The 21,074-nt window shown below is 57.4% G+C and carries 17 protein-coding genes; 12 read left to right on the top strand and 5 right to left on the bottom strand.

Translation table 11 applies throughout. From position 1 onward, the window contains the following. Nucleotides 1-70 precede the first annotated feature (70 nt). Complete coding sequence (purL, locus tag KO498_RS11615; RefSeq protein ID WP_215960057.1) at nt 71-2,236, bottom strand: phosphoribosylformylglycinamidine synthase subunit PurL; 2,166 nt, start codon at nt 2,234-2,236, stop codon at nt 71-73. A 149-nt stretch (nt 2,237-2,385) separates the two neighbouring features. On the opposite strand from purL, the gene KO498_RS11610 reads away from it, so the two are divergent. Next, complete coding sequence (locus tag KO498_RS11610) at nt 2,386-3,402, top strand: pyridoxal-phosphate dependent enzyme (RefSeq protein ID WP_215960056.1); 1,017 nt, start codon at nt 2,386-2,388, stop codon at nt 3,400-3,402. Next, nucleotides 3,399-4,529 carry a M24 family metallopeptidase gene (locus KO498_RS11605; RefSeq protein WP_215960055.1) on the top strand — a complete coding sequence of 377 codons (1,131 nt, stop codon included), beginning with the start codon at nt 3,399-3,401 and terminating at the stop codon, nt 4,527-4,529. Before KO498_RS11610 ends, KO498_RS11605 begins: the two co-directional genes overlap by 4 nt. A 210-nt stretch (nt 4,530-4,739) precedes the next feature. On the opposite strand, the gene KO498_RS11600 is transcribed toward KO498_RS11605, so the two are convergent. Further along, entirely contained in the window at nt 4,740-5,645 is a 906-nt protein-coding gene (locus KO498_RS11600) for a LysR family transcriptional regulator (protein WP_215960054.1), read from the bottom strand. A 195-nt stretch (nt 5,646-5,840) separates the two neighbouring features. On the opposite strand from KO498_RS11600, the gene KO498_RS11595 reads away from it, so the two are divergent. The 10 genes from KO498_RS11595 to KO498_RS11550 all read left to right on the top strand — a co-directional run bounded on the left by KO498_RS11595 (nt 5,841) and on the right by KO498_RS11550 (nt 17,302). Continuing rightward, the gene (locus KO498_RS11595) at nt 5,841-9,260 is read left to right on the top strand and encodes an indolepyruvate ferredoxin oxidoreductase family protein (RefSeq protein ID WP_215960053.1); all 3,420 of its coding nucleotides are present in this window, start codon (nt 5,841-5,843) and stop codon (nt 9,258-9,260) included. 61 nt (nt 9,261-9,321) lie between these two features. Then, complete coding sequence (locus KO498_RS11590; RefSeq protein ID WP_215960052.1) at nt 9,322-10,269, top strand: lysophospholipid acyltransferase family protein; 948 nt, start codon at nt 9,322-9,324, stop codon at nt 10,267-10,269. 10 nt (nt 10,270-10,279) lie between these two features. Then, complete coding sequence (locus KO498_RS11585; protein ID WP_215960493.1) at nt 10,280-11,092, top strand: glutamate racemase; 813 nt, start codon at nt 10,280-10,282, stop codon at nt 11,090-11,092. A 53-nt stretch (nt 11,093-11,145) separates the two neighbouring features. Continuing rightward, the gene (gene argC, locus KO498_RS11580; protein WP_215960051.1) at nt 11,146-12,174 is read left to right on the top strand and encodes an N-acetyl-gamma-glutamyl-phosphate reductase; all 1,029 of its coding nucleotides are present in this window, start codon (nt 11,146-11,148) and stop codon (nt 12,172-12,174) included. Nucleotides 12,175-12,184: 10 nt separating this feature from the next. Continuing rightward, nucleotides 12,185-12,631, top strand: a complete 447-nt coding sequence (gene ccmE, locus KO498_RS11575; RefSeq protein ID WP_215960050.1) for a cytochrome c maturation protein CcmE — start codon at nt 12,185-12,187, stop codon at nt 12,629-12,631. A 57-nt stretch (nt 12,632-12,688) separates the two neighbouring features. Then, nucleotides 12,689-13,300: a holin-associated N-acetylmuramidase gene (locus tag KO498_RS11570; RefSeq protein WP_215960049.1), complete on the top strand. Its 612-nt coding sequence runs from the start codon at nt 12,689-12,691 to the stop codon at nt 13,298-13,300. After that, nucleotides 13,291-13,878, top strand: coding sequence for a holin family protein (locus KO498_RS11565; RefSeq protein ID WP_215960048.1), 588 nt, complete (start codon nt 13,291-13,293; stop codon nt 13,876-13,878). The genes KO498_RS11570 and KO498_RS11565 overlap by 10 nt, the downstream gene beginning before the upstream one ends. Nucleotides 13,879-14,036: 158 nt before the next feature. Further along, entirely contained in the window at nt 14,037-16,001 is a 1,965-nt protein-coding gene (locus tag KO498_RS11560; protein ID WP_215960047.1) for a heme lyase CcmF/NrfE family subunit, read from the top strand. Beyond that, nucleotides 16,001-16,453, top strand: coding sequence for a cytochrome c-type biogenesis protein (locus KO498_RS11555; protein ID WP_436835939.1), 453 nt, complete (start codon nt 16,001-16,003; stop codon nt 16,451-16,453). The genes KO498_RS11560 and KO498_RS11555 overlap by 1 nt, the downstream gene beginning before the upstream one ends. Nucleotides 16,454-16,519: 66 nt before the next feature. Next, nucleotides 16,520-17,302 carry an enoyl-CoA hydratase-related protein gene (locus KO498_RS11550; protein WP_215960045.1) on the top strand — a complete coding sequence of 261 codons (783 nt, stop codon included), beginning with the start codon at nt 16,520-16,522 and terminating at the stop codon, nt 17,300-17,302. Between the two features lie 28 nt (nt 17,303-17,330). Here KO498_RS11550 and KO498_RS11545 read toward each other — a convergent pair whose 3' ends face one another. The 3 genes from KO498_RS11545 to gltX form a co-directional block, all read right to left on the bottom strand. Further along, a complete protein-coding gene (locus KO498_RS11545) occupies nt 17,331-18,077 on the bottom strand; it encodes a calcium-binding protein (RefSeq protein ID WP_215960044.1) in 747 nt (248 codons plus the stop codon). Between the two features lie 169 nt (nt 18,078-18,246). Continuing rightward, complete coding sequence (locus KO498_RS11540; protein ID WP_215960043.1) at nt 18,247-19,542, bottom strand: citrate synthase; 1,296 nt, start codon at nt 19,540-19,542, stop codon at nt 18,247-18,249. Between the two features lie 92 nt (nt 19,543-19,634). After that, nucleotides 19,635-21,035: a glutamate--tRNA ligase gene (gltX, locus tag KO498_RS11535; RefSeq protein WP_215960042.1), complete on the bottom strand. Its 1,401-nt coding sequence runs from the start codon at nt 21,033-21,035 to the stop codon at nt 19,635-19,637. Between the last annotated feature and the right edge of the window lie 39 nt (nt 21,036-21,074).

Raw genomic sequence — 21,074 nt, 5'->3', positions numbered from 1 at the left:
TTGCTCTCCGGTTGGGTAAAGTAATACTGGGTTGCTTGAAATGTAGGCGGCTTGTGCGCCGCTTACAAGGCTAGGCGAAGGTGTCGGCAAAGCTGCTGCGATAGAGCGTTTGCAGCTCTTCCAGAGAGGCGGAGCTGTTGCCGAACCAGACATCTGTGCCGGTAAACTTGCCGACAGAAGCGATGGGCACACCTGCTTGACCAGCTTTGAGCATCAGCGCTTCTGCCTGATCGAAATTGCAGGCAATCAGGTAGCGGGCCTGGTCTTCGCCAAACAGCGTTTTGGTGTCGTCACTGTCGAGTTGCACGCCGACGCCGGACGCCTCTGCCATTTCAAAGGCTGCGAGCGCGAGGCCTCCATCGGAGAGGTCAAGGCAGGCGGTGATCCATTCAAAGTTGTCGCGGATGAAGTCGCCGTGCAGTTTCTCGGCCGCGAGATCAACCGCAGGCGCGTCGCCTTCAACGCGGTTGAAAACTTCGGCGAGCAGGGCGGATTGGCCGAGGTGGCCTTCGGTTGTGCCGATCAGCAATGCAACATGGCCCTCGCGGGCGGTGCCGAGGATGGCGCGGCTCTCGTCGCTTATCAGCCCGACAGCGGCGATTGTTGGCGTGGGCAAGATGCCTGTGCCGTCGGTCTCGTTGTAGAGCGAGACATTGCCAGAGACGATGGGCATATCAAGCGCGGCAACGGCCTCGCCGATGCCTTTGATCGCGCCGACAAATTGCCCCATGATCTCGGGCTTTTCGGGGTTGCCGAAATTGAGGTTGTCGGTGCTGGCCAGCGGTGTTGCACCGACAGCTGTGAGGTTGCGGTAGGCTTCTGCGACGGCTTGTTTGCCGCCCATCTCGGGGTTGGCCATGACGTAGCGCGGGGTCACGTCAGAGGTGAAAGCCAGCAGCTTGGGCGTGCCGTGAACGCGGGTGACGCCTGCGCCAAAGCCCGGGTTGCGGACGGTGTCGCCCATGACCATGCTGTCGTATTGCTCGTAGACCCATTGCTTGGCGGCGTAGTTTGGTGTCGCCAGCAGGGCTTTGAGGCCGTCGATGCCGTCGATCTGCGGCACGTCTTCATCTGTGAGCGGCTCGGCGGGAGGTGTCGCAACCCACGGGCGGTCATACTCGGGAGCAGAGCCAGAAAGCGTTGCCAGCGGCAGGTCGGCTTTAAGCTCGTCGCCGTGCATGATGATGAAACGGTCTTCGGCGATGGTTTCACCGACGATGGCAAAGTCGAGGTCCCATTTCTCGAACACGGCGCGGGCTTCGGCTTCGAGCTCGGGCTTTAGCACCATGAGCATGCGTTCCTGAGATTCAGAGAGCATCATCTCATAGGCTGTCATGTTCGGCTCGCGTTGCGGCACATCGTCAAGCTGGAGCTTCACACCGAGGCCGCCTTTGTCGCCCATCTCGACGGCGGAGCAGGTAAGGCCCGCAGCGCCCATGTCTTGAATCGAGATCACAGCACCGGTGCCCATGAGCTCAAGCGTGGCTTCCATCAGGCGCTTTTCGGTGAAGGGATCACCGACTTGCACTGTCGGGCGCTTTTCTTCGATGCTGTCGTCAAACTCGGCTGAGGCCATTGTCGCCCCGCCGACACCGTCACGGCCGGTTTTGGCCCCGAGGTAGACGACGGGCATGCCGACGCCGGAAGCTGCCGAGTAGAAGATCTTGTCGGTGTCCGCCAAGCCAGCGGCGAAGGCGTTGACAAGGCAGTTGCCGTTATAGGCCGGATCAAAGCGCACTTCACCACCGACTGTGGGAACGCCAAAGCAGTTGCCGTAGCCGCCAACGCCTTCAACGACGCCATGCACAAGCTGACGGGTTTTGGGGTGATCCTTCTCGCCGAAGCTCAGCGAGTTCATCGCTGCAATAGGCCGTGCGCCCATTGTGAAGACGTCACGCAGGATGCCGCCAACGCCTGTGGCCGCGCCTTGGTAGGGCTCGATGTAGCTTGGGTGATTGTGGCTTTCCATCTTGAAGATCACGGCTTGACCATCGCCGATATCAACCACGCCAGCGTTTTCGCCGGGGCCGCAGATCACTTGCGGGCCTTCCGTGGGCAGGGTGCGCAGCCATTTCTTGGAGGATTTATAAGAGCAGTGTTCATTCCACATTGCCGAGAAAATGCCCAGTTCGGTGAACGTCGGTTCGCGGCCCATGATTTCGAGGATGCGCTCGTATTCGTCGGGCGAGAGCCCATGCGCAGAAATGATATCTTGGCTGATAGCAGGCTCGGTCATGTGGCAGCGGTCCCTCGTGCTTTAATGCTTGGCCATCTCATATGCCAAAGGGGGAAAAACTGAAAGGGTGCTTTGCGATTTTTCAGCCAAGGGCGGTGCTTGACCTTGGAGCGGAATTGGCTTTGGTTAAGGGTTGAGAATGTGAGGGTGTGAGATTGCTGGAAAATCCCTATGCGGGTAAAGGGCTTAGCGATGGTGTGCTGGCGGGTGTTCCTGTTCCGAGCACCAATGCAGGCGCGCCACGGGCCTTGCTTGAGCGCTGCCCAAAGGCCGCTGTGACGCCGCTTTTGCTGCTGGAAGCACTGGCTGGTGCGGGGCAGGTTTTTGTTAAAGACGAACGCGCACGTATGGGGCTTGGAAGTTTCAAGGCGCTCGGGGCGGCGTATGTGATCGCCTGCGAGGCCGAGCAGGGCCGCGCCAAGGGCCAAACATTTGTCTGTGCGAGTGCGGGCAACCACGGACTGTCTGTGGCGGCGGGGGCCGAGGCCTTCGGGGCGTTGGCGGTGATCTACTTGAGTGACGCCGTGCCCGAGGGCTTTGCCGAGCGGCTCAGAGCGCGAGGAGCCGAAGTCGTCCGGGTGTCTGGCAGCTATGAGGACAGCATGGAGGCAGCGGCACAGGCGGCAGCAACGAACGGCTGGCAGCTTTTGTCTGACAGCTCGTGGGCGGGTTACACCGAGGTTCCGCACCGGCTGATGGAGGGATACCTTACGCTTGCTGCCGAGGCCTTCGAGCAAATGGAACATGCGCCCACACATATTTTCTTGCAGGCCGGTGTTGGCGGGTTGGCAGCGTCTTGTGCGGCTTACTTCCGGCAAGTCTGGGGGGACGCGCCCGAGATCATCGTGGTTGAGCCGGAACATGCGCCGGCGCTTTATGAAAGCATCAAGGCGGGGCAATTCGTGAGCACCGAGGGGCCTGTTTCGAACATGGGCAGGCTTGACTGTAAGGAAGCCTCTCTGATTGCGCTTAAAGGGCTTTCGCGCGATGCTGACGGCTTTATGCTACTCTCTGACACTGAGGCCGAGGCTGCGATGCCTGCATTGGCACAGCTCGGGCTGGCCACTTCGACTTCCGGCGGCGCCGGATTGGCAGGGCTGATGAAGCTGCCCCCGCTCGGGCCGGACGCCAGAGTGCTAACGATACTGAGTGAGGGGGCGGCATGATTGCGCGTGGCTTTGAAACGGCAGAATACCGAGCGCGTCTTAAGGCTGCGCAAATGGCAATGCAACGCCACGAGCTGAGTGCCATTTTGCTGACGACCGAACCCGAAGTGCGCTATTTCAGCGGCTTTCAAACCCGGTTTTGGGAAAGCCCGAGCAGGCCATGGTTTTTGATCCTGCCTGCCAGCGGTGCGCCGATTGCAGTGATCCCGACGATTGGCGAAGCTTTGATGCGAGCCACCTGGATTGAAGACATCAGAACCTGGAACGCACCTGACCCGATTGACGACGGGGTGACACTTTTGGGCGATGCGCTGCGCGAAGCCGCAGGAACCGGCAAGATCGGTGTGCCATCGGGGATGGAAAGCCACTTGCGCATGCCTCTGGCCGACTTCGGGCGCTTGCAGGGGCAGGGGCTCGAGTTTGGCGATGATGCGGGAATTGTCGCAACGCTTCGGGCGGTGAAGACAGAGGCCGAGATCGACAAGATTGCACATGCCTGCAAAATCGCTGGCCGCGCATTCGGGCGGGCCGGAGAAGTTGCACGCCACGGCCGCAAGCTTGAAGATGTGTTTCGTGGGTTTCAAGGTCTGCTGCTTGAGGAGGGCGCTGACTATGTGCCCTATCTTGCAGGTGGCGCAGGGCCGAAGGGCTACACTGATGTGATCTCGCCAGCGGGCGCGCAAAGGCTGCAAACCGGAGATGTGCTGATGCTGGACACCGGCGCTGTCTGGGACGGCTACTTTTGCGATTTTGACCGCAACTTTGCGATTGGCGTGCCCAGCCGACAAACCCAAGGCGCCTGGGAAAAACTTCAGGCCGCGGCGATTGCCGGTTTTGAAGCCGCCAAACCGGGAGTCGAAGCCTCGGAGGTCTGGCGCGCGATGGCGGCGATTGTCGGGGAAGACGGCGGACGGCTTGGCCACGGGCTTGGCATGCAGCTGACGGAAGGCTTGTCACTGACCAAACGCGACCACACGGTGTTGGAAGCGGGGATGGTTATCACCCTTGAGCCGGGCATTGAAACGTCAGAGGGGTTGATGATGGTGCATGAAGAGAACATCGTCATTCGCGATGGTGGTGCTCAAATACTCTCGCCTTGGGCGAGCGGGGCTTTGCCGGTTCTGTAGGGGGCGGGGAGACCGAGAGTGTGCAAACCGTCGTTGGGCAAAAAAAAGGCCGAGCTCAAGGCTCGGCCGTAGTCCAACAGGGAGGTATGAAAGTGATGAAACCATCACTGTCACGATTTGAATTATGCATTTGTTGTGCACCTATCAAGAGCCATAATGCCGCATACGAGGCATGGCCGTTATGCGCTCTTTGCATAGCTGGTTGTCGCGCTAGTCAAGCATTTGATTTTTAACTTGTTTACGATACTCGACGATCTGATCTTGCACGAAATCACGGAAGGCATGAATGCGCTTGGAGTGCCGGATCTCTTCCGGATAGGCGAGAAACACCGGAATATCGCTCGAATCTGCTTCAGGTAGAACGCTCACAAGATTCGGATAAGCATGCTTGACATAATCGGGCAGCAAGCCAATGCCGAGGTTGTTGAGCACACCTTGCAGCACGCCGAAATAGTTGTTGACGGTCAAGCGCGGTGAGATGTCATGACTTATGAGCATATTAACCATGCTCGACGCCTGACCAACTTGCGTTGAACCCGCGCTCTGGCTGATCAAACGGTGATCTACCAGGTCTGTCAGTTTTTCGGGCTTACCGTATTTGGCGATGTAGTCTTCCGAGGCGATGAGGCGCATTTTGACACTCATCAAGCGCTTGCGAATGAGATCGGCTTGGCTTGGTTCGCGCATGCGGATCGCCACATCAGCTTCGCGCATAGGGAGATCAAGCACCCGCTCTTCAAGCATCAGGTCGATTTTGAGATCAGGGTATTTTTCATAAAGCGCCGGCAAACGAGGGGCCAGCCAGAGAGTGCCAAAGCCCATGGTTGTTGTAACGCGCAACTCGCCGAAGGCTTCTTCTTCACTGTCGCGGATGCGCGCTGTTGCGGTATCAAGGCGTTTCATCATCGAGCGGGTGGCGTCAAACATCAGCTCGCCTTGCTCGGTGAGAATCAGCCCGCGCGCGTGACGGTGAAAGAGCGTGGCGTTGAGTGATTCTTCGAGCGCACGGATCTGCCGCGACACCGCCGATTGAGACAGATTGAGCGTGTCACCGGCATGCGTAAGGCTACCAGCGTCCGCGACCGCGTGAAATATTCTGAGTTTGTCCCAATCCATACCGATACTTTCTGTTTAGTGGAGCGTTGTCGCACGAAACTATTTGAATGTGGACAGTTGATTTTGAAATATTTGTGAACGATGACAACATTTCGCTTAGTAAGTCAGTAATTTTGACCTATTATGGGCGTGAGTTTCAGACAAACACGCGAAAAAGGCGTAGTTTGACATAGCATTGACGTTGGGAGGCGCGAGATGAGCGATCAAAAGGTATCACTGAACGACAAATTTGACTTGGAGAAGTCACCGGTTTTGCTGAACGGAACGCAGGCGTTGGTGCGCTTGATGCTAACCCAAAAGGAGCGGGACCGCGCCAACGGGCTGAAAACCGCAGGGCTATGCACCGGGTATCGTGGCTCACCGCTTGGTGCCGTTGATCTGCAAATGGCGCGCGCCGAGAAGGTGCTGACCGAACATGATGTGACTTTCCAACCCGGCCTCAACGAAGACCTCGCGGCAACCGCTATCTGGGGCGCGCAACAGGCCGAGATACGCGGCGAGGGCAAGTTCGACGGGGTTTTTGGCCTTTGGTATGGCAAGGGGCCGGGGGTTGATCGCTCGGGCGATGTTTTCCGGCATGCAAACATGGCCGGGTCTTCAAAACACGGCGGCGTTGTCGTGGCTATGGGCGATGACCACACTGGTGAAAGCTCGACCGTGTTGCACCAGAGCGAATGGGCGCTGATTGACGCCTATATGCCGATTGTCTCGCCTGCGGGCGTGCAGGAAATCATTGATTACGGCGTTTACGCTTGGGCGCTGAGCCGATTTGCCGGTGTTTGGGTTGGCCTCAAGACGATGAAAGACACGATCGAGGCCACGGCGGTTGTTGATGGTGACCCGAACCGCATGCAGCTTGTCGAACCCGACTTCGAGATGCCGGAGGGCGGCTTGAACATACGGCTGGTTGACACACCACATGCGCAAGAAGCGCGGATGATCGACTACAAACGCTTTGCCGCCGAAGCCTTTAGCCATGCCAACAAGATGGACAAACGTGTTTGGGGCAAGCCGGGTGCGAAGATCGGCTTTGTGGCGGCTGGCAAGAACTGGCTTGATCTGGAGCATTCGCTGGCTTTGCTTGGCATTGACGAGGCCGAGGCCGAGCGCCTTGGTGTGACCACTTATAAAGTCGGGCAGACCTTTCCGCTTGATATGCGCGGCTTTAATGATTGGGCCGAGGGGCTTGATCTTGTTGTTGTCATTGAAGAAAAGCGCAAGCTTATTGAGGTGCAGATTAAGGAAGCGTTGTTTGATGACCGTCAGGGCCGCCGCGTTTACGGCTGGTATAAAGGCGGCGCGGGCGGCATGCACCGCGAAGAGCTGTTCCCGACGCGCGATGCGCTTAACCCAGTTTGGATTGCTGAAAAACTTGGTGAGATCCTGATTGAAGAAGGCCGTGCGACCGATGGTGTTAAGGCCGGGCTGAGCCACATCAACGAGGCCAAACGCGCTGATAACGCTGAAGATATCGCTGCGCGCCTGCCGTATTTCTGTGCAGGTTGCCCGCACAACTCGTCAACCAAGGTGCCTGAGGGCAGCCGCGCTTATGCGGGCATTGGCTGTCACTATATGGTGCAGTGGATGGACCGCGAGACGCTTGGCTCAACACAGATGGGCGGTGAAGGTGCAAACTGGATCGGCGAGGCGCCGTTCTCCAAGCGCGACCATGTGTTTCAGAACCTTGGCGACGGAACTTACAACCACTCAGGTGTTCTGGCCATTCGTGCAGCGCTCGCAGCCAAGACCAACATCACCTACAAAGTGCTCTACAACGATGCCGTCGCGATGACCGGCGGGCAAGACAATGAGGGCGATCTGGATGCGCCCAAGATCGTTGCCGAACTTAAGGCGATGGGTGTTAAGGAGTTGTCTGTTGTTTATGACGACAAGGAAGATGTCGACTTTAAGAGGTTCCCGCAAGGTGTTGAAATAAAGAGCAGAGATGAGCTGATGACCGTGCAGAAGCGGCTGTCGGAAGTTGAGGGTGTTTCTGCAATTGTCTACATTCAGACCTGTGCGGCCGAGAAGCGCCGTCGGCGTAAACGCGGCACTTTCCCTGATATCGACAAGCGGGTGTTTATCAACACCGACGTTTGCGAAGGCTGCGGCGATTGCGGCGTGCAGTCAAACTGTGTGGCGATCACACCTGTTGAAACAGAATTGGGCCGCAAACGCGCGATTGACCAATCGGCTTGCAACAAAGACTTCAGCTGTGTGAACGGCTTCTGCCCGAGTTTTGTGACGCTTGAGGGCGCGGTGCCGAAAAAGTCGGCGACGGCGACGCTTGAACTGCCGGACATGCCGCTGCCCAAGCTGCCCGAGATCAACGGCACGCATAATGTGGTGATAACGGGTGTTGGCGGCACCGGCGTTGTGACCATTGGTGCGATTTTGGCACAAGCTGCGCAGATTGACGGGCTTGGTGCGGGCATGATGGAGATGGCTGGCCTCGCGCAAAAGGGCGGTGCGGTGCATATCCACTGCCGGATTGCCAAGCGGCCCGACGACATTTCGGCCATACGTGTTGCCACGGGCGAAGCGCATGCTTTGATCGGCGGTGATCTGGTTGTCAGCGCGGGGGCCAAGACGCTTGGGTTGACGCGCACGGGCAGCACCGGTGCTGTGGTGAACTCTCATGAGATCGTGACCGGAGATTTCACCCGCGACACGGAGTTCAAAATTCCGATGGACCGCCTTGAGCTTCAACTGGAGGCGCGGCTCAAAGACGGGCTAAGCCTGTTTGATGCCTCTGACCTGTCAAAAGCGCTGATGGGGGATAGTATCTTCTCAAACATGATGGTGTTTGGTGCGGCCTGGCAACGCGGATTTATTCCTGTGAGCTATGAGGCGATCACCTCGGCGATCACACTCAACGGTGCGGCGGTTGAACGCAACTTGCGGGCTTTCGAGATCGGCCGTTGGGCCGTGTTGTACCCTGAGAGCATTGAAGGCTACATCACATCAACAGTTGAAGACAAGCCAATGTCTTTGCAAGAAAAAATCGAGTACAGGGCTGCAGGTCTGATTGACTATCAAAACGCGGCGCTGGCTGACAAATACCGTGCCTTTGTAAACGGTTTTGAAGACGAGACCCTGCGTGAGGCCGTTGCCAAGAGCTACCACAAGTTGCTGGCATACAAGGATGAGTATGAGGTTGCGCGGCTGTTGTTGAGCACACAGGAAAAGGCCGAAGCGGTTTTTGACGGTGATTTCAAGATGTCATACCACATGTCGCCACCGCTGATTGCCAAGATGGGCGCAAACGGCCGGCCAATGAAGCGACAGTTTGGCCCCGGTATGAAGCGCTGGCTAAAGTTGCTGGCCAAGATGAAAGGCCTGCGCGGTACGGCGTTTGATCTGTTTGGCCGCACGGCTGAACGCAAGATGGAACGGGCGTTGATTGTGCAATACGAGCAGGACATGCGCGAAGTTCTGAGGTTGCTCACGCCACAAACAATGGCGACGGCGCTTGAACTGGCGGAACTGCCGTTGAGCATCCGCGGGTTTGGACCGGTGAAAGCCGAGAATGAAGCCAAGGCTGCTAAAACGCGCGAAGCATTGTTAAGCGAGTTGCGTGCTGGTGGTGCACCCTTGGTTGACGCGGCGGAATAGGGCGGTTCACATAGGTGACATAAGCTTGCTATAGCTTGGGTGACAAATGAAAGGCAGGCCCATGAACCTTAGGGTGCCCAAACGCCGGAAAGTGCCGCGCAGAAAGCTCCGTAACGTGGCCCGTAACGTGCTTTCTAAAGCGCCTAAAAGCGCGCGCGACATTTCCTATTCCTATTCCGCCACAACACGCGGCGGGCGGGTGATGATCCGCACCATGGAAAACGCCACTGGGCGAATCGGTTTGATCAAGCGCGCGCGCGGCTACGAAGACGAGATCGCCGGGGGGCGCGACTTCTGGCAGGTGATGCTTGAGCGCTATGGGCTTTCGCTGAATGTTGTGGCTGGTTCGTTGGAAAATATCCCGCGGGATGGCCCTCTGATATTGGTCGCCAATCATCCGTTCGGAATTCTGGATGGTATGATGATGGGGCATATTCTTAAGGAAAGACGCGGTGACTTTCGTATTTTGGCCAACAGTGTGTTCAGCACCGCCGAAGACCTGCGCCGCACTATTCTGCCGATATCATTCGAAGAAAGCCGCGAGGCCTTGGCGACAAACCTTGAGACGCGGCGCGAGGCTCTGAAGTATCTGAGCGAAGGCGGCGCTATTGGCATCTTTCCCGGTGGGACGGTGAGCACGGCGGCGGGGCCGTTCAAGCAGGCGCTTGATCCGGGCTGGCGCAGCTTTACCGCGCGGCTGGTGGCTAAATCGGACGCGACAGTTGTGCCGCTGTTCTTTGACGGTTGCACGAGTCGAATGTTCCAGATCGCCTCGCATTTGCACGCGACTTTGCGCATGGGACTGTTGATAAAAGAGTTCAAAAAGCGAGTAGACAACCCAGTTGACGTGGTCATCGGCGAGCCTATTGATGGGCGTAAGCTCAAGGCCTATGCGAGTGACAGCAAAGCAATGATGGATTTCCTGCGGCAATCAACGTATGAGCTGTCACCAAGGCCGCTCGCTGCGCGCGAGTATGGCCATGAATTTGAACGCAAACATCGGGTTTGAGGCAGCAAAGATGGCGGTTGGAATATTTGACTCTGGGCTTGGCGGGCTAACCGTTTGGGAGGCAGTGCGCGAGCGCTTGCCCGATGTGCCTATTCACTATCTGGCTGACAGTGCCCACACGCCTTACGGCGTGCGCGACGCAGACAATATTTACAACCTGACCAAGGCCGCTGTTGAGCGGCTATGGGACTCGGGCTGCGACCTTGTCGTGCTGGCCTGCAACACCGCGAGTGCTGCTGCTTTGCGGCGGATGCAAGAGGCGGGCGTGCCTGAGGGCAAGCGGGTGCTCGGTGTTTTCGTGCCGCTGATCGAAGCGATGAGCGAACGCGACTGGGGCGATAACTCGCCACCGCGCGAGGTTGAGGTCAAGAATGTGGCGCTGTTTGCCACGCCTGCGACAGTGTCGAGCCGCGCTTTTCAGCGCGAGCTAGCCTTTCGGGCGATTGGTGTTGATGTTGAGGCGCAGGCCTGCGGCGGTGTTGTTGATGCGATCGAAGACGGCGATATGATCCTTGCCGAAGCCCTTGTGCGCGGCCACGTAGAGGCGCTCAAACGCAAGATGCCCGAGCCGCAAGCTGCCGTATTGGGCTGCACGCATTACCCGCTGATGCAGGATATCTTCCAAGACGCGTTGGGCGCTGATGTGAAGGTGTTCAGCCAGCCGTTGTTGGTTGCTGAAAGCCTTGCCGACTATCTTGAGCGCCGCCCTCACATGCGCGGTGCAGGCGAGACACATATCTTTTTGACCACGGGTGATCCGAAGCGTGTCTCTGACCGCGCCACGCAGTTTTTGCGACGACAGATAACGTTTGAAGCGGCTTGAGCTGCACCTGAACTCTGTCTACCCTTGGTAAAAACATGAAAGTGAGGTCTTGCATGACCCATAAAATCGCAATTTTGGGCGCGTCTGGCTATACTGGCGCCGAGCTGATCCGGCTTTTGGCGGGGCATCCTGCTTACGAGATTACGGCCCTTGGAGCCTTCTCTAAAGCGGGGCAGGAGATGGCCGATGTCTTCCCGCATCTGCGGCATCTCAAGCTTCCAAAGCTGGTGAGCTTTGATGCCATCGACTTTGACACCATTGATCTGTGCTTTTGCGCGCTGCCGCATAAAACCAGTCAGGAAGTGATTTCCAAGCTGCCCAAGCATTTGAAGATCGTTGATCTGAGCGCTGATTTCCGGCTGCGTGATCCTGAAGCCTACGAGACATGGTATGGCAACGCGCATTCTGCCGTCGAGATGCAGGGCGAAGCCGTTTACGGGCTGACCGAGTTTTACCGTGATGACATTGCCAAAGCGCGGCTTGTGGCGGGCACAGGCTGTAACGCGGCAACCGGGCAGTTTGCTTTGCGGCCATTGATCGCGGCGGGTGTGATTGATCTGGATGATATCATCCTTGATCTCAAATGTGGTGTCTCTGGTGCGGGGCGTAGCCTAAAAGAAAACCTGCTGCATGCCGAGCTTTCCGAGGGCACAAACGCTTATGCCGTTGGCGGCACGCACAGGCACCTTGGCGAGTTTGATCAGGAGTTTTCACAGCTCGCAGGCCGTGACGTGAAGATACAGTTTACGCCGCATCTTATCCCTGCGAACCGCGGTATCCTGGCGACATGCTATGTTAAGGGCATGGCCGAGGACGTGTTTGACGCCTTTGTTCAGGCCTACACAGACGAGCCGTTTTTGCAACTGCTGCCCTTTGGGCAAACACCGAGCACGCACCATGTGCGCGGGTCGAACTTCTGTCATATCGGGGTGTCGGCTGATCGGTTATCGGGGCGCACGATCATCACCGCGGCTTTGGACAACCTGACAAAAGGTAGCAGCGGACAGGCCTTGCAGAACGCCAATTTGATGTTAGGTGAAGACGAGACATCGGGGCTGATGGGCGCTCCGCTTTACCCATAGGGAGCGCGACATGCACGGGCTGAAAAAGAAACGTCGGATACAAGTTTTGGTCTTGGCCGTGGTAGCGCTTGCTTTATCCACGGGGCTGATCGGCTACGCGATGAAAGACGGCATCAACTATTTCCGCTCGCCTTCACAAGTTGCTGAAGCGCCGCCAAGCCCGAACGAGACATTCCGCATTGGCGGTTTGGTTGAAGAGGGCAGCTTGGTGCGCGGGCAGGGTGAGGCGATCACCTTTTCTGTTACCGATACCGCTGCGAGCGTGAAGGTGAGCTACACAGGTATTTTGCCTGACCTGTTTGAAGAAAACCAAGGCATGATCGGCACTGGCAAGCTTGTCGATGGCGTTTTTGTCGCGACTGAAATTCTTGCCAAACACGACGAAAGCTACATGCCGCGCGAGGTTGTTGATGCGCTCAAAGAACAGGGCGTCTACCAAGAGCCGAACGGTAGTTAAAGCACGCGTTAACCAAATCTAAGCAATCTTTCCGCAGGTAATGTGGAGAGCTTTGTGATGCGTGATGTGCGTGAAATCGCAAATGAGATTGTGGCCCGCGAGGGCGGTTACGTGAATGATCCGGACGACCCGGGCGGTGCGACAAACCATGGTGTGACCATACATACTATGCGCAGGCTCGGGCTTGATCTTGACCGAGATGGTGATGTTGATGCTGCCGATGTCGCGCTGCTGAGCCGCGAGCAGGCTGTCGGGATTTTCATCCAGCATTACTTCAACGGGCCTAAAATCAACCTATTGCCGCAGGTTTTGCAGGCCTCGGTTTTTGATATGTATGTCAACGCGGGCGGCAATGCGGTGCGCATTTTGCAGCGGTTGTTGTTACAAATGGATCAACCTGTAAGCCTTGACGGCGTTATTGGCCCTCAAACCGCGCGGGCGGCAAACAAGGCTTACCGTTCAGCGCCAGAACACATTGCCGATGCCTATGGTATCGCACGGCGGAACTACTACCTGAACCTGGCCGACAAGCGCCGCGCCAGCCGTAAATACGCGCGCACGAGGGCTGGTGGCAAGGGGGGCTGGATACGGCGCGCGGAGGAGTTTATCAGCCCGAAATTTCATATGACCGAGGCAGAATTCGTAGAAAGGACAGCAGCATGGGGTTAATAGGCCAACTGTTTAGCATAATGTTCGGCAGCGGGAGTAATGTCGTCAAAGACACTGCCGAAGTTTTCCGCGAAAATGCTGAAGCCGGTGCCGTGCGCGAGGCGATGCTGCGCTCTGATGCTCTGGCACAGTATAGCCGTGAGTTTGCGCAGCCCAAACGCGGGGTGTTTGATGCACTGATGGATGCGATCAACCGCCTGCCGCGCCCGCTTATGGCGCTTGGCACTATCGGCTTGTTTGTCTCGGCAATGACTGATCCTGTGTGGTTCGGCGAACGGATGCAGGGGATCGCGTTGGTGCCGGAACCGCTGTGGTGGATCCTTGGCGCGGTGATCTCGTTTTACTTTGGCGCACGGCATCAGTTGAAGGGGCAGGAGTTTCAAACCCTAATCGGGCAGAGCCTCGGGCGTTTGCCACAAGCCCGACGTAACGCGACGGCCATCAACGGGTTGAGCGGCGGCGCTCTTACACCTGGAAAAGCTGACACAGCGCATGATGCAACGTTGACACAACAAACCAGCGCGCGTGAAGACAACCTTGCGCTCAACGACTGGCGCAATCCGATGGCAGGCCGCTAAGCAGATCTGGTTTCAAAGGTTTGATGCGCGCAGGGGCGCGACAGTGTTGATGCGCGCAGGGGCGCGACAGTGTTGATGCGCGCAGGGGCGCGACAATGTGAACACCGAAACTATCGCTTTGTCATTGGCGCGGCGCAGGCAACAGGTTACACAAGCCTATGGTTGCTGAACTCGGACATTTCGCCCTAATTCTCGGATTTACCGTCGCGCTTTTGCAGACGGTGGTGCCGCTTGTGGGTGCGGCCAAACGCTGGCCTGGCTGGATGCGCTTTTCGGAGCCTGCTGCGGGGCTTTTGTTCCTGCTGACGGGCTTTGCTTTTGCGGCTTTGACATACTCTTTTGTTGTCTCTGATTTTTCCGTCAAACTGGTGTGGATGAACAGCCACACAGCCAAGCCGCTGCTTTACAAGTTCAGCGGAGTTTGGGGCAACCATGAAGGCTCTATGTTGCTCTGGGTGCTCATCCTGACGCTGTTTGGCGCGCTTGCTGCATGGTTTGGCGGGGGCCTGCCACCAACGCTCAAGGCGCGCATTCTGGCTGTGCAGGGCAGCATAACGGCGGCATTTATGGCCTTTGTTTTGTTCACCTCAAACCCCTTTTTGCGGCTTGAACCGGCGGCTTTGAACGGCAAAGATCTCAACCCGTTGTTGCAAGACCCGGGGCTCGCGTTTCATCCGCCGTTTCTTTACCTCGGCTATGTCGGGCTTTCGATGGCCTTCAGCTTTGCTGTCGCTGCGCTGATCGAGGGCCGCGTTGATGCAGCATGGGCCCGTTGGGTGCGCCCGTGGACGCTGGCCGCCTGGATATTCCTGACGATTGGCATCGCGCTTGGCTCGTGGTGGGCTTATTACGAGCTCGGCTGGGGCGGTTTCTGGTTCTGGGATCCGGTTGAAAATGCCAGCTTTATGCCTTGGCTAATCGCTGTTGCTTTGTTGCATTCGGCTGTGGTTGTTGAAAAGCGGGAAAGCCTGAAGAGCTGGACAATCCTGTTGTCGATCATCGCGTTCGGCTTCTCGCTAGTGGGCGCGTTTATTACGCGCTCCGGCATCATCACTTCGGTGCATGCCTTTGCAACCGATCCAGAGCGCGGCGTGTTTCTGCTGCTTATTCTTGCGTTCTTTGTTGGCGGCGCGTTGACGCTGTTTGCCCTGCGCGCTGGTGCGCTTGAGGCCAAAGGCGTGTTCGGTATGGTCAGCCGTGAGGCGGCTTTGGTGCTCAACAATATTTTGCTGGCTGTCGCGGCTTTTGTGGTTTTTGTCGGCACAATCTGGCCGCTGATTAGCGAGCTGTTGTTTGATCGTAAGCTCTCGGTTGGGGAGCCTTGGTTCAACGCCTCGTTCACACCCCTAATGATCTTGCTCGGGCTGGCTCTGCCGCTCGGGGCGATGCTGCCTTGGAAGCGCGGGCAGCTTGGCCGCGTCGCCAAACGACTGAGCGGAGCTTTTGCGCTGGCTGTTGCACTTGGGGCTTTGATCTGGGCGATACAAACAGAACGCAGTGCACTGGGCCCAGTCGGGCTGCTGCTGGCGGCGTGGATTGTGGCTGGTTCGGTCACCGACTTGCTGAGCCGGGGGCGCAAGGGCGAGCGGCTTGCAAGGCTTATGCGTTTGCCGCGCGCAGACTGGGGCAAAGCCGTTGCCCACGCAGGGCTTGGTGTGACAATTGCGGGTGTTTCGGGTGTGCTGGCGTGGCAGCAAGAAGACATTCGGGTCGTGCAAGAGGGCGACAGTGTTGTTCTGTCTGGCTACACAATCACGCTCAACGATGTAAGCCGCGCGCAGGGGCCAAACTACATTTCGACCATGGCTGATGTAACGCTGAGCAAGGGCGCGAGGGTGATATCAACGCTGCACCCTGAAAAGCGGGTTTATCCTGTCGCGGGGATGCCAACGACCGAGGCCGCTATTGACGGTGGGCTTTGGCGCGACATTTACGTGGTGATCGGCGACGCACAAGACGGCGGCGGATGGGCGATGCGCAGCTATTACAAACCCCTGGCAAACTGGATCTGGGGCGGGGCGTTGCTCATGGCGCTTGGCGGTGTATTGAGCCTGTCAGACCGGCGCTACCGCGTTGCAGCGGGCGCACGTAAAGCGCCTGTGAGCGGAGTGGCCGCCGAATGATCCGTGTGCTTTGCCTTGCTCTAGTGCTCTTTGGCACGCCGGCCTTTGCGGTTCAACCTGACGAGATCCTGTCGGATCCGGCGCTGGAACAACGGGCGCGCGAGATTTCCAAAGGGCTGCGCTGCCTTGTGTGTCGCAACGAGAACATAGATGACAGCAACGCTGAACTGGCTCGTGATTTGCGCCTGCTGGTCCGCGAGCGGCTTGTTGCGGGTGACAGCGATGCCGAGACGATCGACTTTATCGTTGAGCGTTACGGTGAATATGTGCTGCTTAACCCGCGGGCGGCTGGCAGCAACCTGATCCTTTACTGGGCTGGGCCCGGGATGCTTGTGTTTGCCTTGCTTGCGGCAGGGTTTTACCTGCGCACGCGCTCCCGCGCCAATCCGGATGGAGAAACCAAGCTCAGTGAGCAGGAAGCTAAGCGGCTCGCCGAGATTATGCGTGAATGACGTCTCGTTTCCCTTTCATCGCCGGTGATTTTGCGGTTTGCTGGCAAAAAGAAGCGTGAGGGCACAATGCACTATCAATCGATCAAGCTCGAGATGAACGACTCCGGTTACGCCGCTGTCGTACTGAACAACCCAGAGAAAATGAATGCACTGTCGTCACAGATGCGGGCCGAGATACCGGAGGCTTATCGCGAGGCTCTCGCTGTGGGTGCTCGGGCAATCGTGCTGACGGGAACTGGCAAGGCTTTTTGCTCGGGGCAGGATCTGGGCGATGGAGCAACCGCTGCAAGCATGGACCTTGAGCGCCTGTTGCGCGATGAATACAACCCGATGATCCAGACCATCGTTGATTGCCCTGTGCCGACGATCACCGCTGTGAACGGTGCGGCGGCGGGGGCTGGTGCCAACCTTGCCTTGGCATCTGACGTGGTGATCGCAGCCAAGAGTGCCTATTTCATGCAGGCCTTTACCCGCATTGGCCTTATTCCGGATGCCGGCGGCACTTACTGGCTGCCACGGCTTGCCGGCACGGCCAAGGCTATGGGCGCTGCCTATTTCGCCGAAAAGATCAGTGCCGAGCAGGCCGATGACTGGGGGTTGATCTGGGAACATGTCGCAGACGAGGCGTTTGAAGCGCATTGGCGGGGGCGGGCGGCGCACCTTGCCGACGGGCCAACCGAAGCCTACCGCCGCACCGCAAAGGCGCTACGCGCGAGCCTGGATAACAACTTGTCCGAGCAATTGACTATGGAAGCGCGTGAGCAGGGCAAGGCGGGTAAAACACGGGACTTCAAGGAAGGTGTTCTGGCGTTTCTGGATAAGCGAAAACCCAAGTTTGAGGGCCGCTAGTGCGTTTTCCCAACCTTTCTTCTCAGCTTCACGCGTAAGAGTTCACACGGATATTGCTGAGGGAAACCTCGCTGATCGGGTTGTCGAGTGTAGCAATAACCGCGTTGTCGGCGCGCACCTCGGTCGTGTTGGTGGTCTCGTCATGGTGCAGGCTGATCTCCGGCTCAGGTGTGTTGCTGTCGTGTGAAAACAACAACATATCTTCCTGCGGATCAAAGTCGGTGATGCTGGCCGGTGAGCCCACGGTGATCCAATCGCCGAGTGTGATTTCATCAGCCCCCGCGCCGCTTGTCAGGGTGTCGTTGCTGCCGATCACGGCGGTATCGTCACCTTCACCGAGCGTGATTGTGTCACCCTCATCAGATTGTCCGGGCAAATCGTAGTCAAAGTTGATATCCGCAAAACCGCTGGCCTCGTCGATCGAGGATTGCAGTGCATCTTGGTCGGCAATGTTCGCGGCTTCCACAAAGTCATTGCCGCTGCCTGCGTGAATATTGTCTACGCCTGCGCCTCCGATGATCACGTCGTCACCATCGCCTCCAGACAGATCGTCATTGCCATCGTGCCCGATGAGCCAATCATCGCCCTGACTGCCTGACAATGTGTCGTCGCCCTCGTAACCGATGATAAGGTCGTTGCCGCCGCCGCCGTCAAAACTGTCATCTTCGGGTGTTCCGGTATACTTTTCGGAGGCGTCGGTGCCATCATAATCAAAATCAGGGATTAAGCTGACCAGCGCCACGCCCATAAGCATCGCAATTGCAAATACCGCCATCTTGTTTCCTTTCGGGAATAGGTTTGGCAGAGCTTTGCAAAACTTGATTGTGATTGTGTAAATATCGCTCACTAACTGTCTAAAAATGTCGCTCTAGCAAAGGCAAACGCAAAAAGGGCCCGCGCATGGCAGGCCCTTGTCGTGTTTGAGACTTAGAGTGAAATCCGGCTTAGCGGTTTTCAACATCCACATAGTCGCGCTCGGTTTCACCAAGGTAGAGTTGGCGCGGACGACCGATTTTTTGTTGCGGATCTTCAAACTGTTCTTTCCACTGCGAAATCCAGCCAACGGTGCGTGAAACCGCGAAGATCGGTGTGAACATCGATGTTGGGAAGCCCATCGCTTCGAGGATGATTCCCGAGTAGAAATCAACGTTCGGGAACAGCTTTTTCTCGGCGAAGTAAGGATCGGCGAGGGCGGCGGCTTCCAGTTCCTTGGCGACTTGCAGGATCGGGTTGTTTTCGACACCGAGCAAGTCCAGCACTTCGTCGGCTGACTGCTTCATCACTGTGGCGCGCGGGTCAAAGTTTTTGTAAACGCGGTGACCGAAGCCCATGAGACGGAAAGGATCGTCCTTGTCTTTGGCACGGGCGATGAACTCGGGGATGCGATCAGGCGTGCCGATTTCTTTGAGCATCTCAAGGCAGGCTTGGTTTGCGCCGCCGTGGGCCGGGCCCCAGAGACAAGCAATGCCAGCGGCAATACAAGCAAACGGGTTTGCACCGGACGAAGACGCAAGGCGCACTGTCGAGGTTGAGGCGTTTTGCTCGTGGTCGGCGTGAAGCGTAAAGATGCGGTCCATGGCGCGCGACAGGATCGGGTTCACCACATATTCCTCGGCAGGCACAGAGAAGCACATGTTGAGGAAGTTCGAGGCATGGTCCAGATCATTGCGCGGATATACGAACGGCTGGCCGACCGAGTATTTATAGGCCATCGCCGCGATTGTCGGCATTTTGGCGATCATCCGGTGAGACGCGATCTCGCGTTGGCGTGGATCACCGATGTCGGAGCTGTCCTGGTAGAAAGCCGACATCGCGCCGACGACACCAACCATGGTTGCCATAGGGTGCGCGTCACGGCGGAAGCCCCGGAAGAAGTTGTGCATTTGCTCGTGGATCATCGTGTGATGCGTGATGGTGTTCTCGAAGTCTTCGAGATCAGCCGATGTCGGCAGCTCACCGTAAAGCAGCAAATAGCAGACTTCGAGGTAGTGAGACTTGCTTGCCAGCTGGTCGATCGGGTAGCCGCGATGCAAAAGCTCGCCTTTACCACCGTCGATAAAGGTGATGGTGCTGTCGCAGCTGGCAGTCGAGGTGAAGCCGGGATCATAGGTGAACACGCCCGCTTGCGAGTAGAGCTTGCGAATATCGATCACATCCGGGCCCGTCGAGGGCGAGAACATTGGCAACTCGTAGGTTTCGCCGTCAATCGTCAGTGTCGCGTTTTTGGTAGATTTGGTCATGGTTTCACTTCCTCCAAAGCCCTTGGCGCGGATCGCCTTGCGCTGTTTCTATGCAGTCCTATTTGATCAGCCTTGAGGAGTGGTTAATGCCCTCACGCCGCTACGTCTTTCAGTCGGGCAATGCTCTCATCTCGCCCAAGCACCAGCATCATATCAAAGACACTGGGGGTTGCTGCGCGTCCGGCAAGTGCTGCTCTGAGGGGCGCTGCTAGTTTTCCAAACTTGGTATCTTGCGCCTCTGCAAAGGCGTTGAGACACTGCTCAAGTTCTGCTCGCACCCAGCTAACAGTTTGCAGGTGCGGCGTCAATTCTTTCAGCATACCACGGGATACAATATCGAGCGCAGCCTCGGCCTTTTCATCGCAGATGATTGGCCGTTCGGCGATGATAAATTGCGCTTTCTCTAAGAGTTCTTGATAGGTTTTGGCGCGTTCCTTGAGCACAGGCATGGCCTTCTCAAACAGTTGTGACCTCGCGTCAGTTAGGGCCGGTTGTTTACTGGCCTCCAGATAGATGCTCAGTTCCTGCTGCAACGCAGCGTCAGGCGTTGCGGCGATTTGCTGGCCGCATATGTTGGCGAGTTTCTTGAAGTCAAACCGCGACGGTGACTTGCCGATGCCGCTGAGATCAAACCACTCCTGCGCTTGGGCATCGCTGAAGAACTCGTCATCACCGTGACTCCAGCCAAGGCGGGCAAGGTAGTTGCGCATGCCCGAGGCCGGATAGCCCATAAGCTGGTATTCCTCAACGCCTGTCGCGCCGTGACGCTTAGACAGTTTCTTGCCATCCGGGCCGAAGATCAGCGGGATATGCGCGTAGACGGGCAGGGGCCAGCCCATACCTTGATAGATCAACATCTGACGTGCGGCATTGTTGAGGTGGTCATCGCCGCGGATGACGTGGGTGATGCCCATGTCGTGATCATCAACCACCACGGCCAGCATATAGACAGGCGTGCCGTCAGAGCGCAGCAGAATCATGTCATCAAGGGTGTTGTTTTTGATTTTGACATCGCCCTGCACTTCGTCAGCGATAACTGTCGTGCCTTCGCGCGGCGCTTTAATGCGCACGACATAGGGCGCGTCAGGGTAGGTGCTCTCGTCGGCATCGCGCCACGGCGAGTGATAGAGCGTGCTTTTGCCCTCGGCCTTGGCGGCGTCACGAAAAGCTGCGATCTCGTCTTGCGTGGCAAAACATTTGTAGGCCTTGCCCTCAGCCAGCAGTTGCAACGCGATTTCGGCGTGGCGGTCGGCGCGGGCAAACTGGCTTACGGCCTCACCGTCAAAATCAAGCCCGAGCCAATCCATGCCCTTCAAGATCGCATCTTTAGCTTCGGGTGACGAGCGCTCGCGGTCGGTGTCTTCAATGCGCAGCAGAAACTTGCCGCCGCGACCCCGGGCATAAAGCCAGTTGAACAACGCCGTGCGGGCGGTTCCGATGTGCATATACCCCGTCGGAGAAGGCGCGATACGGGTGACAACTTGCTGGGACATAGGAGAGTTAACCTTTCAGTAACCAAAGATTGGTTAGGA

It is taken from the genome of Lentibacter algarum (assembly GCF_018860975.1).
Classification (GTDB): Bacteria; Pseudomonadota; Alphaproteobacteria; order Rhodobacterales; family Rhodobacteraceae; genus Lentibacter; species Lentibacter algarum_A.
The sequence above is the reverse complement of the archived record's forward strand: the minus strand, read 5'-3'. Positions and strand labels throughout refer to the sequence as shown.

Coding starts and splice junctions, on each gene's coding strand:
- purL (WP_215960057.1), bottom strand. CDS start 2,236: ATGACCGAGCCTGCTATCAGCCAAGATATCATTTCTGCGCATGGGCTC.
- KO498_RS11605 (WP_215960055.1), top strand. CDS start 3,399: ATGATTGCGCGTGGCTTTGAAACGGCAGAATACCGAGCGCGTCTTAAG.
- KO498_RS11600 (WP_215960054.1), bottom strand. CDS start 5,645: ATGGATTGGGACAAACTCAGAATATTTCACGCGGTCGCGGACGCTGGT.
- KO498_RS11595 (WP_215960053.1), top strand. CDS start 5,841: ATGAGCGATCAAAAGGTATCACTGAACGACAAATTTGACTTGGAGAAG.
- KO498_RS11590 (WP_215960052.1), top strand. CDS start 9,322: ATGAACCTTAGGGTGCCCAAACGCCGGAAAGTGCCGCGCAGAAAGCTC.
- KO498_RS11585 (WP_215960493.1), top strand. CDS start 10,280: ATGGCGGTTGGAATATTTGACTCTGGGCTTGGCGGGCTAACCGTTTGG.
- argC (WP_215960051.1), top strand. CDS start 11,146: ATGACCCATAAAATCGCAATTTTGGGCGCGTCTGGCTATACTGGCGCC.
- ccmE (WP_215960050.1), top strand. CDS start 12,185: ATGCACGGGCTGAAAAAGAAACGTCGGATACAAGTTTTGGTCTTGGCC.
- KO498_RS11570 (WP_215960049.1), top strand. CDS start 12,689: ATGCGTGATGTGCGTGAAATCGCAAATGAGATTGTGGCCCGCGAGGGC.
- KO498_RS11565 (WP_215960048.1), top strand. CDS start 13,291: ATGGGGTTAATAGGCCAACTGTTTAGCATAATGTTCGGCAGCGGGAGT.
- KO498_RS11560 (WP_215960047.1), top strand. CDS start 14,037: ATGGTTGCTGAACTCGGACATTTCGCCCTAATTCTCGGATTTACCGTC.
- KO498_RS11550 (WP_215960045.1), top strand. CDS start 16,520: ATGCACTATCAATCGATCAAGCTCGAGATGAACGACTCCGGTTACGCC.
- KO498_RS11545 (WP_215960044.1), bottom strand. CDS start 18,077: ATGGCGGTATTTGCAATTGCGATGCTTATGGGCGTGGCGCTGGTCAGC.
- KO498_RS11540 (WP_215960043.1), bottom strand. CDS start 19,542: ATGACCAAATCTACCAAAAACGCGACACTGACGATTGACGGCGAAACC.
- gltX (WP_215960042.1), bottom strand. CDS start 21,035: ATGTCCCAGCAAGTTGTCACCCGTATCGCGCCTTCTCCGACGGGGTAT.